Source organism: Streptomyces sp. NPDC002690 (genome assembly GCF_053592415.1).
On the sequence record NZ_JBSFVR010000192.1, the window covers coordinates 1 to 13,801 of the forward strand.

Sequence of the window (13,801 nt, forward strand, 5' to 3'; positions counted from 1 at the left end):
GCACCCGTATCCCCACCCACGCCGCCGTCTCCGCCAGCGTCGCTCCCGGCGGGACCACCTGGTGGAGCAGGAACCGGGGGCCGTCAGGCACCCCGTACGGGCCCTACAACACCAGGGACAGCAGCAGGATGAAGGCCAGCGAGCAGACGGAGATGATGGTCTCCATCACCGACCAGGTCTTGACCGTCTGGCCGACGTCCATCCCGAAGTACTCCTTCACCAGCCAGAAACCCGCGTCGTTGACGTGGCTGAAGAAGAGCGAGCCCGCGCCGACCGCGAGGACCAGCAGGGCGGCGTGCGAGGTCGACATGTCGGCCGCCAGCGGGGCGACCAGGCCGGCCGCCGAGATGGTGGCGACCGTCGCCGAACCGGTCGCGAGCCGGATACCGACCGCGATCAGCCAGCCGAGCAGCAGCGCGGGGATCGACCAGCTCTCGGAGAACTCCAGGATCATCCGGCCGACACCGGCGTCGATGAGGGTCTGCTTGAAGCCACCGCCCGCGCCGACGATGAGCAGCACGCCCGCGATCGGGGCGAGCGACTTCTCGACGGTGCCGGCGAGCCGGTCCTTGGTGAAGCCGGCGGCCCGGCCCAGCGTGAACATGCCGACGATCACGGCGGCGAGGAGGGCGATCAGCGGGGAACCGATGACGTCGGTGACCTTCTGGACACCGTTCTCCGGGTCGTCCACGACGATGTCGACCAGGGCCTTCGCCAGCATCAGCACGACCGGCAGCAGCACGGTGGCCAGCGTCGCGCCGAAGCTCGGGCGGTGCTCCAGCTCCTCGGAGGCGCGCTCGGGAACCATGCGCTCGGGCGCCTTGATGTCCACCCAGCGGGCGGCGAACCGGGAGAAGACCGGACCGGCGATGATCACGGTCGGAATGGCGACCACCACACCGAGGGCCAGCGTGACACCGAGGTTGGCGTCCAGCGCGTCGATCGCGACGAGCGGACCGGGGTGCGGGGGGATCAGGCCGTGCATCACGGAGAGCCCCGCGAGCGCCGGGATGCCGATCCGCATCAGGGAGTAGTTGCCGCGCTTGGCGACGAGCAGCACCACCGGGATCAGCAGCACGATGCCGACCTCGAAGAAGAGCGGCAGGCCGATGATGGAGGCGATCAGCACCATCGCCCAGGGCATCGCCCGGCCGCTCGCCTTGGCGAGGATGGTGTCCACGATCTGGTCGGCGCCGCCGGAGTCGGCCAGCAGCTTGCCGAGTATCGCGCCGAGCGCGATGAGGACGCCGACGCCCGCGACGGTGGAGCCGAGCCCAGCCGTGAAGCTGGCGATCGTCTTCTGAAGCGGAGCCCCGGCGAAGGAGCCGAGCGCCAGCGAGCCGATGGTGAGCGCCAGGAAGGCGTGCAGCTTGAACTTGGTGATGAGCAGGACGATGACGGCGATGCCTGCGACGACGGCGATGCCCAACTGCGCGTTGCCCGCGGAGGTGATGGGATCGACGGCGTCCGCTGCCAACATCTCGACGCTGAGAGTGGTCACGGTGGGGGGTCCTTAGCTCGCGAGCCGGCGCAGCGCGGCGACGGCACGTTCGGTGATTTCTTCAGGGGTGCCGGACACGTCGACCTCGACTCCCGCCTCGTCCGCTTCGAGCGGCTGGAGCGTGGCGAACTGCGAGTCGAGCAGTGCGGTCGGCATGAAGTGGTTCTTGCGCGCGGACATCCGCCCCTCTATGAGGGCGCGGTCTCCGGTCAGGTGGAGAAAGACGGCGTCGGGTGCCTCACCCCGCAGGCGGTCGCGGTAGACCCGCTTCAGCGCGGAGCTGGAGACGACACCGCCGAGTCCGGCGCGGCTGTGCGCCCACTGCCCGATGGCGTCCAGCCAGGGCCAGCGGTCCGAGTCGTCCAGCGGGGTACCGGCGGACATCTTGGCGATGTTCGACTCGGGGTGGAAGTCGTCGCCCTCGGCGTACGGGACGCCCAGTGCGGTGGCGAGCAGGGGGCCGATCGTGGTCTTGCCGGTCCCTGCCACGCCCATCACCACGACGACGTGGGGGGTGTTCATTGGTGCCTCGCTGTCTTCTTCGACATCGGTCCGTCGCGCTACTGAAACTCATTAGGTCGTACTTATTCAAGTGAGTGTGACCTAAACGTCGTACTTAAAGTCCTCCGGGAGGTGTGCGCGACCCGCCGGATCTGCTCCGGCACCCGGCGCCTTCCCCGGCCCCCGCACGGCACACCGCCCGGGAACGCCCCCGTCGAAGGGCGCCCGTGGTGTCCCGTAATCGCCCCGTACTCTTGCCTCATGACCACGACGAGCCAGGGGCTCCATACGCATGTACTGGACGCCCTGGGTCTGGAGATCACCTCGGGGGAGCGCCGGCCGGGCGACGTGCTGCGCACCGACGAGATCGCCCAGCGCTTCGAGGTCTCCCGCACCGTCGTCCGCGAGGTGGTCCGGGTGCTGGAGTCGATGCACCTCGTCGAGTCCCGGCGCCGGGTCGGCGTGACCGTACGCCCCACCGAGGCGTGGAACGTCTACGACCCCCGGGTCATCCGCTGGCGGCTGGCAGGCGCCGACCGCCCGCGCCAGCTCCGCTCGCTGACCGTGCTGCGCTCCGCCATCGAGCCGGTCGCCGCCTCGCTCGCCGCCCGGTACGCCACGCCCGCGCAGTGCGCGGCCCTCACCGAGTGCGCCCTCGGCATGGTCGAGACCTCGCGCGGCCAGCGGCTGGAGGAGTACCTCCGCCACGACATCGCCTTCCACCGGGTGGTGCTGAACGCCTCGGGCAACGAGATGTTCGCCCGGCTCGGCGACGTGGTCGCCGAGGTCCTGGCCGGCCGAACCCACCACCAGGTGATGTTCGAGGACCCCGACCCGGCCGCCGTGACCCTGCACGTCAAGGTCGCCGAAGCGGTACGCGAGAGGGACACCGAGGCCGCCGAGCGCCTCACCCGCGAGATCGCCCACGGCGCCCTGGACGAACTGGACGTACTCGCGCCCTGAAGGCCCGCCCAGGTCGGCGCACGCCCTCCCCCCACCGCGTACCGTGGTCCGCGTTCGATCTTCGGACAGCGGCTGGGCGTCACAGGGGCCCGGGGCCGCCACACAGAAGGAGACCAGGGTATGCCGCAGCAGGTGCAAGGGGTCATCGCACCGGGGAAGAACGAGCCCGTACGGGTCGAGACGATCGTGATCCCGGACCCGGGCCCCGGCGAGGCCGTGGTGAAGATCCAGGCGTGCGGTGTCTGCCACACCGACCTGCACTACAAGCAGGGCGGCATCAACGACGAGTTCCCGTTCCTCCTCGGCCACGAGGCGGCGGGCGTCGTGGAGTCGGTCGGCGAGGGCGTCACCGACGTCGCGCCCGGCGACTTCGTCATCCTGAACTGGCGGGCCGTCTGCGGCCAGTGCCGCGCCTGTCTGCGCGGACGCCCCTGGTACTGCTTCGACACCCACAACGCCAAGCAGAAGATGACGCTGCTCGACGGCACCGAGCTCTCCCCCGCGCTCGGTATCGGCGCGTTCGCGGAGAAGACCCTGGTGGCCTCCGGGCAGTGCACCAAGGTCGACCCCGCGGTGTCCCCGGCCGTCGCCGGTCTGCTCGGCTGCGGCGTCATGGCGGGCATCGGCGCCGCCATCAACACCGGCCAGGTGGGCCGGGGCGACTCCGTCGCGGTCATCGGCTGCGGCGGCGTCGGCGACGCGGCCGTCATGGGCGCACGGCTCGCGGGCGCGGCGAAGATCATCGCGGTGGACATCGACGACCGCAAGCTGGAGACCGCGAAGAAGATGGGTGCCACGCACACCGTCAACTCCCGCGAGAACGACCCCGTAGAGGCGATCCGCGCCCTCACCGACGGCAACGGCGCCGACGTCGTCATCGAGGCGGTCGGCCGCCCCGAGACGTACGAGCAGGCGTTCTACGCCCGCGACCTGGCCGGCACCGTCGTCCTCGTCGGAGTCCCCACGCCCGAGATGCGCCTCGAACTCCCCCTCCTCGACGTGTTCGGCCGCGGCGGCTCACTGAAGTCCTCCTGGTACGGCGACTGCCTGCCGTCCCGCGACTTCCCCATGCTCGTCGACCTGCACCAGCAGGGCCGGATCGACCTCGGAGCCTTCGTCACCGAGACCATCGGCATCGGCGACGTCGAGCGCGCCTTCGAGCGGATGCACGACGGCGACGTGCTGCGTTCGGTGGTGGTCTTCTGATGGCCGCTCGTATCGACCACCTCGTCACCTCCGGCACCTTCGCGCTCGACGGCGGCGAGTGGGACGTCGACAACAACGTCTGGATCGTCGGCGACGACCACGAGGCGATCGTCATCGACGCCGCCCACGACGCCGACGCCATCCTGACCGCCCTCGGCGGACGCACGCTGCGCGCCATCGTCTCCACCCATGCGCACAACGACCACATCGACGCCGCCCCGGCCCTCGCCGACGCCACCGGCGCCCCGGTCCTGCTCCATCCGGAAGACCTGCCGCTGTGGAAGCAGACCCATCCCGACCGCGCGCCCGACGGTGAACTGACGGACGGCCAGGAGATCGAGGTCGCGGGGACCCGGCTGACCGTCCTGCACACCCCGGGCCACGCCCCGGGCGCGGTCTGCCTGTACGCCCCCGAGCTGGCGACGGTCTTCACCGGGGACACCCTCTTCCAGGGCGGCCCCGGCGCCACCGGCCGGTCGTTCTCGCACTTCCCGACGATCGTCGACTCCATCCGGGACCGGCTTCTCGCCCTTCCGGCGGACACCACCGTCCGCACCGGACACGGCGACTCCACCACCATCGGCGCGGAGGCCCCGCACCTGGACGAGTGGATCGCACGCGGTCACTGACCCGCGCGACCCGACCCGTCGGCCCGACCCGACCCGTCGGCCCGACCCGACCCGTCGACGCGATCCGTCCCGGTCACCGGTCCGGCCACGCGGAGAGCCGCAGTCCGCTCCTGAAGCGGCGCGGCTCACCCGTGACCGGATCGGTGAACTCCAGCACTCGTGCCAGGAGTTGCAGCGGTCGGGACCAGTCGTCCGGATCGCCCTCCGGTTCCACCACCGGATAGAGCGGGTCGTTGACCAGCGGTAGCCCCAACGTGCTCATGTGCAACCGCAGTTGATGGGTGCGCCCGGTGGCGGGCAGCAGCCGGTACCGGCCGTACCCGCCCCGGTGATCCAGCAGTTCCACCCGGCTCTCACTGTTCGGCTCGCCCGCCTCCTCGCGCGCGGCCACCACCCCGTGCTCCTTCACGATCCGGCTCCGCACCGTCCGGGGGAGCACCAGCCCGGGGTCGTATCCGGCGATCGCCTCGTACTCCTTGCGCACCAGCCGGTCCCGGAACAGCGTCTGGTACGCGCCACGGTCCTCGGGACGCACGACGAACAGCACCAGGCCCGCCGTCAGCCGGTCCAGCCGGTGCGCGGGCTGGAGGTGCGGCAGCCCCAGCTCGTGCCTCAAACGCGCCACCGCCGTCTGCGTCACGTGCCGGCCGCGCGGCGTGGTGGCGAGAAAGTGCGGCTTGTCGGCGACCACCACGTGCTCGTCGCGGTGGACCACCCCGATGGGGAACGGCACCGGCTCCTCGGGCGCGAACTCCCGGTGGAACCAGAGGCCGAGCCCGCTCTCGTACGGCCGGGTCCCCGGCACCGGCCGCCCGTCCGCCCCGACGAACAGGCCCTCCGCCAGCATGGCGTCCACCCGCGCCACCCCGACCGCGGCACCGAACCGCTCCCGCAGATGATCGCCCACGGTCGCCCACGCCCCGTCGGGGTCCACCGGCAGCCGTACCCGCACGGGATCGACGCCCTCGCGCTGCGGGAGCGGCGAGGCGGCGGACTTCCGCCGGCCCCTCACCGGACGCCCGCCCGGAGCGGGGCCGGCGCGGCAGGGCCGCAGCCCTCGGCCACCGGTACGGGCGACGGACGGACGGACGCGGGGCGGGACATGGGGGTGGCCTTTGCGGTGACGGGTGACGGGCGGGCGCGCGACAGTCGATGGCCTTGCGTCGACGCCCGAGCCCGTGCGCGACGGGGAGGGGGCCGACCGGAGCCCGGGGGAGCTGCCCGCGTGCCGCCACCGTGCGTGGTTCGGGCACCCACAAGGTACGTCACCAGGCCGGACCTCGGTCGCGCGGTAGTGGCGATCGCCTCAGGAGGGCGGAGCGGATTCCCCGCTCCGCCCTCCTCCACCAGTCGTTCGTTGGCCACGAGCCGCAGCCCGACGGCCGCCGGAACGACTTTGGTCAGTCACACATACCGTCCTCCAGTTCCACGAGATCACGGTCCCCCCGCACGACGCAGATCGCCGGTTGCGATTCCTCCGCATAGGCCCAGCTGCTCATGTCTCCGAGCAGGTCGGACACCTCTCCGGCAGGGACCTCCTCGCCGCTGACGTCGATCGGGAATTCGGTACCCCGGAAAAGCCGCACGAATCCGTTGCTCGACCAGCACTCGATCAGTTTGGCGAAGACTGGAATGTACGGAACCCAGTCCTTCTCGTCCTCACTCTGTGTGCGATCGGCGAGTATCATCCACAGCAGCGACCCTTCCCGGGCGTTGACGTGGAGGCAGTACTCGTCTTCAGACATTTCCTTCATGCGTCGCCCCGCTGGTCCAGCGTCGGATTTCCAGTCAAAGGAATTTTCTGCACTTTCTTCCCCATTTCGAACTTTATGCAGGACCCCGAAGTATTGCGTCGGTCATCGTGAAAGCTCCGTTGCCGACGCTGTCGTCGCCGTTTTCGATGACCGCTACCCCGCCAGGGAGTCCTGTCCCGAACCCCCGTCGGCGGCGTTGAGGAGCATCCATGCGCTCCAAGCCGCCCAGTAAGGAATTCGACTCTTCGGGGGTGGCCTCCCGGAGCGACTCCGGTTCGCTGAGACTCCTGGTGACAGTGTCGCTCGACTCGCTGCCGATGACGTACCAGCGCTGGTTCCGTTGAAGAGCTTGCCCGCGTTGCCGGGCCGTTCGACGTCGTCCTCGGCGAGGAGGTGGCCGCCGTCCGCTACCGCTCTGCCGCCACCGATGAGTTCGCCGCCTCCGGTGAATCAGACGGCGACGGCGGGGCGCAGGAGTGTGCAAGGGGATTATGCCGCCGACGCCTTCCGCTGCTCCGCCAAGAACACCGGCGACGGCTTACCTGTGCCGCTGAGAATGTCGCCGACCGCTCCCCGGATCACGCTCACGGAACTGTTGGTGTTGCCTTCGGCGTCGAAGCCGGGGCTGTAGCCGTGGCTGCTTCCCGTGGCGTAGCCGTGGAAGTCGATTTCCTTGGATTTCGGCTTGTATGCCTTGAAGGAGATGGTGGCCGGGGGTGCGGGGTGGTTGCCGGTGCCATGGGCGACGCAGGTGGTGGCGGTGAGCGTTCCGACGTCCTTGACCGACCTCTTCCGGACGTTCTTCCAGAACCAGCCGAAGCCGTTGTTCACGTACCAGGAGCCGTTGTGGGTTCTGGCGCGTTTTTCGCCGCCGGGCACTGTCGGCGGGGTCGAGAGGGCGGCGGCCGTGTGGAGTGGACGCGCTGACCGGGTCTTTGTCGGCGTAGAGCTGCAGCCGTAGAGCCGCTGGGGGGCGTCCGGGTCGAGTTCCGGGTCGACGTACAGGAAGCGGCCGGTGGTCGGGGCGTGGTCGCGCACGCCCCGACGGATCAGGCCCAGGCTGGAGAGTGAACTGCGCCGCGCCGGACGGTGCAGGGGTCGCCGGGGGCGGTCGGGCCGAAGTCGATGCCGAGAGCGCCGGTGGTGGTGGCTGCGCCGGGTCGAGGTGTACGGCGACGAAGCAGAAGGGGATGCCGACCGGTAGCGGGTTCATGCCCGGGCTCACTCCCTCACCGCGTAGCAGGCCGGCCGCCCGCCGGAGTCCCCGAAGCGTCGGCATCGCTCGCCTCCGTACGCAACAAGGCCGGTCAAAGCGACAAACTCTCGCTTTGACCGGCCTTGTACGGTCGTTCGACCTTGGTGTCCGAGGGGGGACTTGAACCCCCACGCCCGATAAAGGGCACTAGCACCTCAAGCTAGCGCGTCTGCCATTCCGCCACCCGGACAAGGTGTCTGTCGTTCTCGGGGCCGTTGTTCCTGTCCCGTTCCGACGTGGAAAACAATACCAAACATTCGGGGGCCCTCGATCACCCCCCCGGGTCCACCCCTCCGGCCCGCCTCCGGGGCGGGCCGCGCCGCCCCCCCGCTCCCGCACCGGGGCAGGCCTGTGTGACGGGCGCATGTCGTCGGGGGGACGGCCTTGGGCTCGGCGGGGCGGGCGCGCGAGGATGAGGGGGAGCACCACCGTGACAGTGGAAGGAATCAGTGTGAGCGAGAGCAGCGCCTCCCAGGCAAGCCCGTCCGGGAAGACCGGCAACGCCGAGAACGAGGTCGTGGACCTCTGTCGTGAGCTGATCCGGATCGACACCAGCAACTACGGGGACCACTCCGGCCCCGGCGAGCGGCTCGCCGCGGAGTACGTCGCGGAGAAGCTCGCCGAGGTCGGGCTGGAACCGCAGATCTTCGAATCGCACAAGGGTCGCGCGTCGACCGTGGCGCGGATCGAGGGCGAGGACCCCTCCCGGCCCGCGCTCCTCATCCACGGGCACACGGACGTCGTCCCGGCCAACGCGGCCGACTGGACCCACGACCCGTTCTCCGGCGAGATCGCGGACGGCTGCGTCTGGGGACGCGGCGCGGTCGACATGAAGGACATGGACGCCATGACGCTCGCGGTCGTCCGCGAGCGGATGCGCAGCGGCCGCAAGCCCCCGCGCGACATCGTGCTGGCGTTCCTCGCGGACGAGGAGGCCGGCGGTACCTTCGGTGCCCGCTACCTCGTCGACAAGCACCCGGGGCTCTTCGAGGGCGTCACCGAGGCCATCAGCGAGGTCGGCGGCTTCTCGCTGACCGTCAACGAGCAGCTGCGCCTCTACCTGGTGGAGACGGCCCAGAAGGGCATGCACTGGATGAAGCTGACCGTGGACGGCACCGCCGGGCACGGTTCGATGATCCACAAGGACAACGCCATCACGGAGCTGTCCGAGGCGGTCGGCAGGCTGGGGCGCCATCAGTTCCCGGTCCGGGTCACCAAGACCCTGCGCCACTTCCTGGACGAGCTCTCGGACGCGCTGGGCACCGAGCTGGACCCGGAGAACATGGAGGAGACCCTCGCCAAGCTGGGCGGCATCGCCAAGCTCATCGGTGCCTCCCTGCGCAACACCGCCAACCCCACGCAGCTCGGCGCGGGCTACAAGGTCAACGTCATCCCGGGCCAGGCGACCGCCCACGTGGACGCCCGCTTCCTGCCGGGGTACGAGGAGGAGTTCCTCGCCGACATCGACCGGATTCTCGGCCCGAACGTGCGGCGCGAGGACGTGCACACGGACAAGGCGCTGGAGACGACCTTCGACGGCGCCCTCGTGGACGCCATGCAGAAGGCCCTGGTGGCCGAGGACCCGATCGCGCGGGCCGTGCCGTACATGCTGTCGGCCGGGACGGACGCCAAGTCCTTCGACGACCTCGGCATCCGGGGATTCGGCTTCGCTCCGCTCAAGCTGCCGCCGGAGCTCGACTTCGCCGGCATGTTCCACGGCGTGGACGAGCGCGTTCCGGTGGACGGCCTGCAGTTCGGCGTACGGGTACTGGACCGGTTCATCGACCACAGCTGAGCCCACCCCGCACTTCCGCCCGCCCCTCGGTGACGTAATTCGCCCGCCTGTCCGGACCTCACCGGAAAGAGTGAAAGGGGGGTTGGGCTCGTAGCCCTCTGATTTTCTCCTCGTTACAGGTGATGCGGTCCGCGGCTGGGACCGCATTTCCAACGAGGAGGAACAATGATCAAGAAGATTGCCGCCGCTGCGGCTGTCACCGGTGGTCTCGTGCTCGCGGGCGCCGGCATGGCCGTTGCCGACGCGGGTGCCCAGGGTGCCGCCATCGGCAGCCCCGGCGTCATCTCGGGCAACGTCATTCAGGTCCCCGTCCACGTTCCGGTGAACGTGTGCGGCAACACGATCTCCGTGATCGGGCTCCTGAACCCGGCCTTCGGCAACACCTGCGTCAACGCCTGACGTTGAGCGTCAACCCGTAAGGGTTTGAAGCCCGGTCGGCCCCGGAGCGCGCGCCATGCGCTCCGGGGCCGACCGGCATTCGGCCCTCGCACGGTCGTGTCCGGGGGTAATTCGGAAGTGCAGAAGGCAGGAAAAGAACCTATGCGACAGGTCACTCGTAAAGGCCTGATCACCATGGCGGCGGCAGGCGGAGTGCTCGCACTCGGTGGGGGTTACGCGCAGGCGGACTCCGGAGCGGCCTCCGCCGCGACGAATTCCCCGGGGGTGGCATCCGGGAACAGCATCCAGATTCCGATCGAGATCCCGGTCAACGTCTGCGGGAATTCCGTGGACGTCGTCGGTCTGCTCAACCCGGCATTCGGAAACAGTTGCGCGAACACGTCGCAGGGCGGCACCGTGAGCGGTCGCGGCGCGTCCGGCTCCACCCACGCCGACGCCGGGGACACCTCGGCGCAGCAGGGAGGGAACGCCGCCTCGGGGACCGGCAGGCACCGCGCCGGCGACTCCACCAAGGCCGTCGGCGGTGGCGGCGGCGCTACGGCGCAGGGGGTCGCGCAGGGTTCTCCCGGCATCCTCTCCGGCAACAGCGTCCAGGCGCCGGTCGACATCCCCGTGAACGCCTGCGGCAACTCCGTGGACGTCGTGGGACTGCTCAACCCCGTCTTCGGCAACGAATGCGTCAACGGCGCCCCGGTTGCCCCGCCCGTGGTGCCGGAGGTGCCGGTCACCCCCGAGGAGCCCGTCGCTCCGCCGGCCCACGAGCCGCCCGCCCCCGAGGTGAACACCCCTCCGCAGCTCGCGGAGACCGGTGCCGGTGACCTCGGCATGCTGATTCCGGCGGGGGCGGGCATGCTGCTCGCCGGCGCCGGAGCGGTGTTCTACCGCCGCTCGCGCAGCGCTGCATAGGGCGTTTCTCGAAAGGAGCGCCGTCCGCCCGGAGGGCCGGACGGGCGTGACTTTCAGAACACGACCCGGGTGGCTGCACCAGGACCGGAAGGGGACCTTCCGTCCGGACCGGGCCGGGGCGCGCGAGCCCGCCACGGCCCGGACGGAAGCCCTGCCGTCCCGGTGACACGCATGACGAAGAGGAGCGGGTCCGGCGGCTGCGGGGCCCGCTCCTGGCGTTACCAGGTGGCCCTGAGCTGGCGGATGATCCTCCGCCGCAGCCGCACCCTGCGGCTGCCGTCGTGGCGGAGCGTCAGGCGGTCCAGCTCCCAGTGCCCGTACTCCGCGTGGTCGGTCAAAAGTCGGGCCGCATCCTTGCGGGACACCCCGCGCGGCACGTACACGTCGACGAATTCGTATTCCGGCATCGCATCTATTGTGCGGGCAGAGCCCCGGTACGGATAGCGTCTGCCTCATGTCTGATGCTGCGCAGCCCACCGCTGCCGAGGTACGTGCCGCCGCCGAAGCGGTCAAAGCCGCGATCGACCGTCACCTCGACGCGGTCGAACGCCGTAGCGGGGACGAGGACCCCGCCGTGTACGAAGCGTTCAACGCTCTCGCCGCCGCCGCCGAGGTCTACGACGAACTCCTCTACGAACGGCACGACGAGGTGACTCCCTTCGAGATCCCGGGCGCGGACGATTCCCTGCCCCCGTACGCCGGACCGGCCGAGCCGAGCGCGCTCAGCGTGCTGATCCGGCGCGACTACGCGGTGGCGGAACCGCAGCGGCTGCTCGCCCAGGCGCAGCGGCTCGCGGACGCCGACCCGGACGACCTCGACACCGGTCACGCCGCGGTCGTCGGTACGAGCGTCCACGCCGCGCTCGGCGTGCTGTTCGGCGAGTACGAACCCGACGAGATCGCCTCCCGCCACAAGGAGTTCGGCTTGGTCGAGGGGGACTCCACGCTCTGGGTGGCAGCCGCCGACGAAGCCGGCGAACCGGGGGAGTGGCTCGGGTCGCCCTTCGAGGACGTGGACCCGGAACTGGTGGTGTGCCGGTTCGACGTCAGCTCGGTCTTCGACGACGACCTCGAGGGCGACGAAGGCGACGACGATGACGACGACCTCGACGAGCTCCCGTCCGGCGGCGCCTGACCGCGGCCGGGAGCCCCGACTGCCCTGACGGCCCTTCGGACAGGCCGGTGGCCCGGTGCACCGCGCACCGGGCCACCGGCCTGCGCGGACTCCGGGCGACTGTGACCGAGCACACCCCGGTGGGACCGGACCGGCAGGAGGAGTGGGGCGATGGAGGAGGCACGCGGGGAGCGGCCGAGGACGCCGAGAGGCGGGTCCCTCCGGTCGGGTGCGCTCGTCCGGGAGTCGGGAAGGACGTGGCGTCTGGTCGCCGCGAACGGGTGGCGCCTCTCCCCGGCCGACGCCGAGGCGGCTCGGGCCGTCCTGGCCCGGCTCACGGCGCCGCTCCCTGCCCGACGGGGCACGGCGGCCCCGACCAGGGTCACGGACCGGGACAGACGGCTCCAACGCGTACTGCGCACCACCGTTCACCACTTGGACGCCGGGGCCGTCAGTCCGTCCGCAGCCGCTCTCCTGGCTGCCGTGGCCCGCGCCCTGCTGCCCTGGCACGCCGCTCCGAATCCCCTCCCGGCGGCCGCTGCCCCCCGCTACCCGCCCGTGCCGGGAACCGTGTCGGACGCGCCGCCGCCGACCGGAGCGGGCGAAGCTCTGCTCCCCGGCCTCGGCGCGCTGTTCACCGCCCTGGTCGCGACGAGCTCCGGCGGCGCCGACCCGCTCACGCCTCCGGTCGAGCCCTGGGAGGCCCTGTACACGGGGAGGTTCCGGCACCACACCAGGCCCGCGCCGGGAGTGTGGTCGGCCGAGACCGTGGACTGTCCGGGGTGCGGAGACCGGGACGGCCCCTGGACCGTCACCTGCGACTGGCGCCGGGCCGTGCTCGGCTGCGCCTGCGGGACGGCGAGCGCGGGGCACGGACTCTCCCTCTCCGAAATCTGGCTGGTGCTGCCGGAGAGGGAGAGCGGGTAGGTGCGGACCGCCGGCCGCCGGCCGTCCTAGGATGATGCGTCGGGCGTGGGCAGTGCCTCCAGCAGGGCCCGCAGCCGGGTGGTGCGTTCCTGCCCGGGGATCTCGGCCACGGCCCTGGGCAGCGCCTGGTCCACGCCGTGCACGACGGACAGATGGTGCTCGCCCCGGCTGAACGCGGTGTAGACCCACGGCCTGCTGAGCCCCCGCGCCGCGTCCCCGGGGAGCACGACGACAGCGGCCGGCCAGCGCGTCCCCGCCGCCTGATGGGCGCTGAGCGCCCAGCCGTGCCGTACCGCCGAGGCCACCCGGCCCTGCGGTACGACGACCGGCGTGCCCTCGCAGTCCAGCCGCAGCCCCTCGGCGTCGGCCGACACCACGACACCGGGTACGGCCCGGCCCGGCGCGGGAACGTGGACCACCCGGTCGCCCGGGTCGAAGCCGCCGAAGCGACCGGGTCCGGGGTTCAGGCGTTCCTTGAGCGCCGCGTTCAGGGCCCGGGTGCCCGCCGAGCCGCCGTGGCCCACGGTGATCACCCGGGTGTCCGCCGCGTCGATGCCGAAGGCACGCGGTACGGAGTCGGCGACCAGCTGCACGGTGCGGTGCACGGCCTCGCCCGCGTCCCGCACCGGCACGATCACCACTTCCTTGCCCGGCGCCCCGACCTGATTCAGCTCACCGACGCCGATGCCGGAGACCAGCTCGCCGATGGGCCCCGGGTCGGGTGTGCGGGAGATCACCTGCGGGCAGGCACGGGCGGCGCGGCCGGAAGCGGGAGGACTACCGGCTCAGCGTCAAGTTCGGCATGCTCATGAAGCCCGGCAACGGATTCGGCAAGCCGGACGGCCGTCCCG

General features: G+C 71.0%; 15 protein-coding genes, 1 tRNA gene and 1 pseudogene. 9 read left to right on the top strand and 8 right to left on the bottom strand.

Translation table 11 applies throughout. The annotated features are described in order from the left end of the window. Nucleotides 1-103 precede the first annotated feature (103 nt). A complete protein-coding gene (locus ACWD3D_RS22590) occupies nt 104-1,501 on the bottom strand; it encodes a GntP family permease (protein ID WP_451462634.1) in 1,398 nt (465 codons plus the stop codon). A gap of 12 nt (nt 1,502-1,513) precedes the next feature. Continuing rightward, nucleotides 1,514-2,023, bottom strand: coding sequence for a gluconokinase (locus ACWD3D_RS22595; RefSeq protein ID WP_451462635.1), 510 nt, complete (start codon nt 2,021-2,023; stop codon nt 1,514-1,516). A gap of 240 nt (nt 2,024-2,263) precedes the next feature. Between ACWD3D_RS22595 and ACWD3D_RS22600 the strand changes: the two genes are divergently transcribed. The 3 genes from ACWD3D_RS22600 (at nt 2,264) to ACWD3D_RS22610 (ending at nt 4,800) form a co-directional block, all read left to right on the top strand. Then, nucleotides 2,264-2,965, top strand: coding sequence for a FadR/GntR family transcriptional regulator (locus tag ACWD3D_RS22600; RefSeq protein WP_451462636.1), 702 nt, complete (start codon nt 2,264-2,266; stop codon nt 2,963-2,965). A gap of 120 nt (nt 2,966-3,085) precedes the next feature. Then, nucleotides 3,086-4,171: an S-(hydroxymethyl)mycothiol dehydrogenase gene (locus tag ACWD3D_RS22605; RefSeq protein WP_451462637.1), complete on the top strand. Its 1,086-nt coding sequence runs from the start codon at nt 3,086-3,088 to the stop codon at nt 4,169-4,171. Continuing rightward, the gene (locus ACWD3D_RS22610; protein WP_451462638.1) at nt 4,171-4,800 is read left to right on the top strand and encodes an MBL fold metallo-hydrolase; all 630 of its coding nucleotides are present in this window, start codon (nt 4,171-4,173) and stop codon (nt 4,798-4,800) included. The genes ACWD3D_RS22605 and ACWD3D_RS22610 overlap by 1 nt, the downstream gene beginning before the upstream one ends. Before the next feature lie 73 nt (nt 4,801-4,873). On the opposite strand, the gene ACWD3D_RS22615 is transcribed toward ACWD3D_RS22610, so the two are convergent. Both ACWD3D_RS22615 and ACWD3D_RS22620 read right to left on the bottom strand, forming a co-directional pair. After that, complete coding sequence (locus ACWD3D_RS22615; RefSeq protein WP_451462639.1) at nt 4,874-5,812, bottom strand: RluA family pseudouridine synthase; 939 nt, start codon at nt 5,810-5,812, stop codon at nt 4,874-4,876. A gap of 388 nt (nt 5,813-6,200) precedes the next feature. After that, the gene (locus ACWD3D_RS22620; protein WP_451462640.1) at nt 6,201-6,545 is read right to left on the bottom strand and encodes a hypothetical protein; all 345 of its coding nucleotides are present in this window, start codon (nt 6,543-6,545) and stop codon (nt 6,201-6,203) included. 218 nt (nt 6,546-6,763) lie between these two features. Between ACWD3D_RS22620 and ACWD3D_RS22625 the strand changes: the two genes are divergently transcribed. Then, nucleotides 6,764-6,898 carry a hypothetical protein gene (locus tag ACWD3D_RS22625; protein ID WP_451462641.1) on the top strand — a complete coding sequence of 45 codons (135 nt, stop codon included), beginning with the start codon at nt 6,764-6,766 and terminating at the stop codon, nt 6,896-6,898. A gap of 145 nt (nt 6,899-7,043) precedes the next feature. Here ACWD3D_RS22625 and ACWD3D_RS22630 read toward each other — a convergent pair whose 3' ends face one another. Continuing rightward, complete coding sequence (locus ACWD3D_RS22630; RefSeq protein WP_451462642.1) at nt 7,044-7,592, bottom strand: hypothetical protein; 549 nt, start codon at nt 7,590-7,592, stop codon at nt 7,044-7,046. Between the two features lie 319 nt (nt 7,593-7,911). Then, a tRNA-Leu gene (locus tag ACWD3D_RS22635) sits at nt 7,912-7,999 on the bottom strand. Nucleotides 8,000-8,221: 222 nt separating this feature from the next. Here ACWD3D_RS22635 and ACWD3D_RS22640 point away from each other — a divergent pair. The 3 genes from ACWD3D_RS22640 to ACWD3D_RS22650 all read left to right on the top strand — a co-directional run bounded on the left by ACWD3D_RS22640 (nt 8,222) and on the right by ACWD3D_RS22650 (nt 10,909). Next, entirely contained in the window at nt 8,222-9,604 is a 1,383-nt protein-coding gene (locus ACWD3D_RS22640) for a M20/M25/M40 family metallo-hydrolase (protein ID WP_451462643.1), read from the top strand. Nucleotides 9,605-9,769: 165 nt separating this feature from the next. Beyond that, nucleotides 9,770-10,003 carry a chaplin ChpH gene (gene chpH, locus ACWD3D_RS22645; RefSeq protein ID WP_328722588.1) on the top strand — a complete coding sequence of 78 codons (234 nt, stop codon included), beginning with the start codon at nt 9,770-9,772 and terminating at the stop codon, nt 10,001-10,003. 141 nt (nt 10,004-10,144) lie between these two features. Continuing rightward, the gene (locus ACWD3D_RS22650) at nt 10,145-10,909 is read left to right on the top strand and encodes a chaplin (RefSeq protein WP_451462644.1); all 765 of its coding nucleotides are present in this window, start codon (nt 10,145-10,147) and stop codon (nt 10,907-10,909) included. 218 nt (nt 10,910-11,127) lie between these two features. Here ACWD3D_RS22650 and ACWD3D_RS22655 read toward each other — a convergent pair whose 3' ends face one another. Continuing rightward, nucleotides 11,128-11,316 carry a DUF5703 family protein gene (locus ACWD3D_RS22655; RefSeq protein ID WP_266702672.1) on the bottom strand — a complete coding sequence of 63 codons (189 nt, stop codon included), beginning with the start codon at nt 11,314-11,316 and terminating at the stop codon, nt 11,128-11,130. A 47-nt stretch (nt 11,317-11,363) separates the two neighbouring features. Between ACWD3D_RS22655 and ACWD3D_RS22660 the strand changes: the two genes are divergently transcribed. Both ACWD3D_RS22660 and ACWD3D_RS22665 read left to right on the top strand, forming a co-directional pair. After that, nucleotides 11,364-12,044: a hypothetical protein gene (locus ACWD3D_RS22660; protein ID WP_451462645.1), complete on the top strand. Its 681-nt coding sequence runs from the start codon at nt 11,364-11,366 to the stop codon at nt 12,042-12,044. A 150-nt stretch (nt 12,045-12,194) separates the two neighbouring features. Then, nucleotides 12,195-12,950, top strand: a complete 756-nt coding sequence (locus tag ACWD3D_RS22665; protein ID WP_451462646.1) for a hypothetical protein — start codon at nt 12,195-12,197, stop codon at nt 12,948-12,950. Between the two features lie 26 nt (nt 12,951-12,976). Here the strand turns inward: ACWD3D_RS22665 and ACWD3D_RS22670 are convergent. Then, nucleotides 12,977-13,714 (bottom strand): annotated as a pseudogene (locus ACWD3D_RS22670) (ATP-binding domain-containing protein); the annotation flags it as partial. Between the last annotated feature and the right edge of the window lie 87 nt (nt 13,715-13,801).

Coding starts and splice junctions, on each gene's coding strand:
- ACWD3D_RS22595 (WP_451462635.1), bottom strand. CDS start 2,023: ATGAACACCCCCCACGTCGTCGTGGTGATGGGCGTGGCAGGGACCGGC.
- ACWD3D_RS22620 (WP_451462640.1), bottom strand. CDS start 6,545: ATGTCTGAAGACGAGTACTGCCTCCACGTCAACGCCCGGGAAGGGTCG.
- ACWD3D_RS22650 (WP_451462644.1), top strand. CDS start 10,145: ATGCGACAGGTCACTCGTAAAGGCCTGATCACCATGGCGGCGGCAGGC.
- ACWD3D_RS22655 (WP_266702672.1), bottom strand. CDS start 11,316: ATGCCGGAATACGAATTCGTCGACGTGTACGTGCCGCGCGGGGTGTCC.
- ACWD3D_RS22625 (WP_451462641.1), top strand. CDS start 6,764: ATGCGCTCCAAGCCGCCCAGTAAGGAATTCGACTCTTCGGGGGTGGCC.
- ACWD3D_RS22600 (WP_451462636.1), top strand. CDS start 2,264: ATGACCACGACGAGCCAGGGGCTCCATACGCATGTACTGGACGCCCTG.
- ACWD3D_RS22660 (WP_451462645.1), top strand. CDS start 11,364: ATGTCTGATGCTGCGCAGCCCACCGCTGCCGAGGTACGTGCCGCCGCC.
- ACWD3D_RS22640 (WP_451462643.1), top strand. CDS start 8,222: ATGAGGGGGAGCACCACCGTGACAGTGGAAGGAATCAGTGTGAGCGAG.
- ACWD3D_RS22665 (WP_451462646.1), top strand. CDS start 12,195: ATGGAGGAGGCACGCGGGGAGCGGCCGAGGACGCCGAGAGGCGGGTCC.
- ACWD3D_RS22610 (WP_451462638.1), top strand. CDS start 4,171: ATGGCCGCTCGTATCGACCACCTCGTCACCTCCGGCACCTTCGCGCTC.
- ACWD3D_RS22605 (WP_451462637.1), top strand. CDS start 3,086: ATGCCGCAGCAGGTGCAAGGGGTCATCGCACCGGGGAAGAACGAGCCC.
- chpH (WP_328722588.1), top strand. CDS start 9,770: ATGATCAAGAAGATTGCCGCCGCTGCGGCTGTCACCGGTGGTCTCGTG.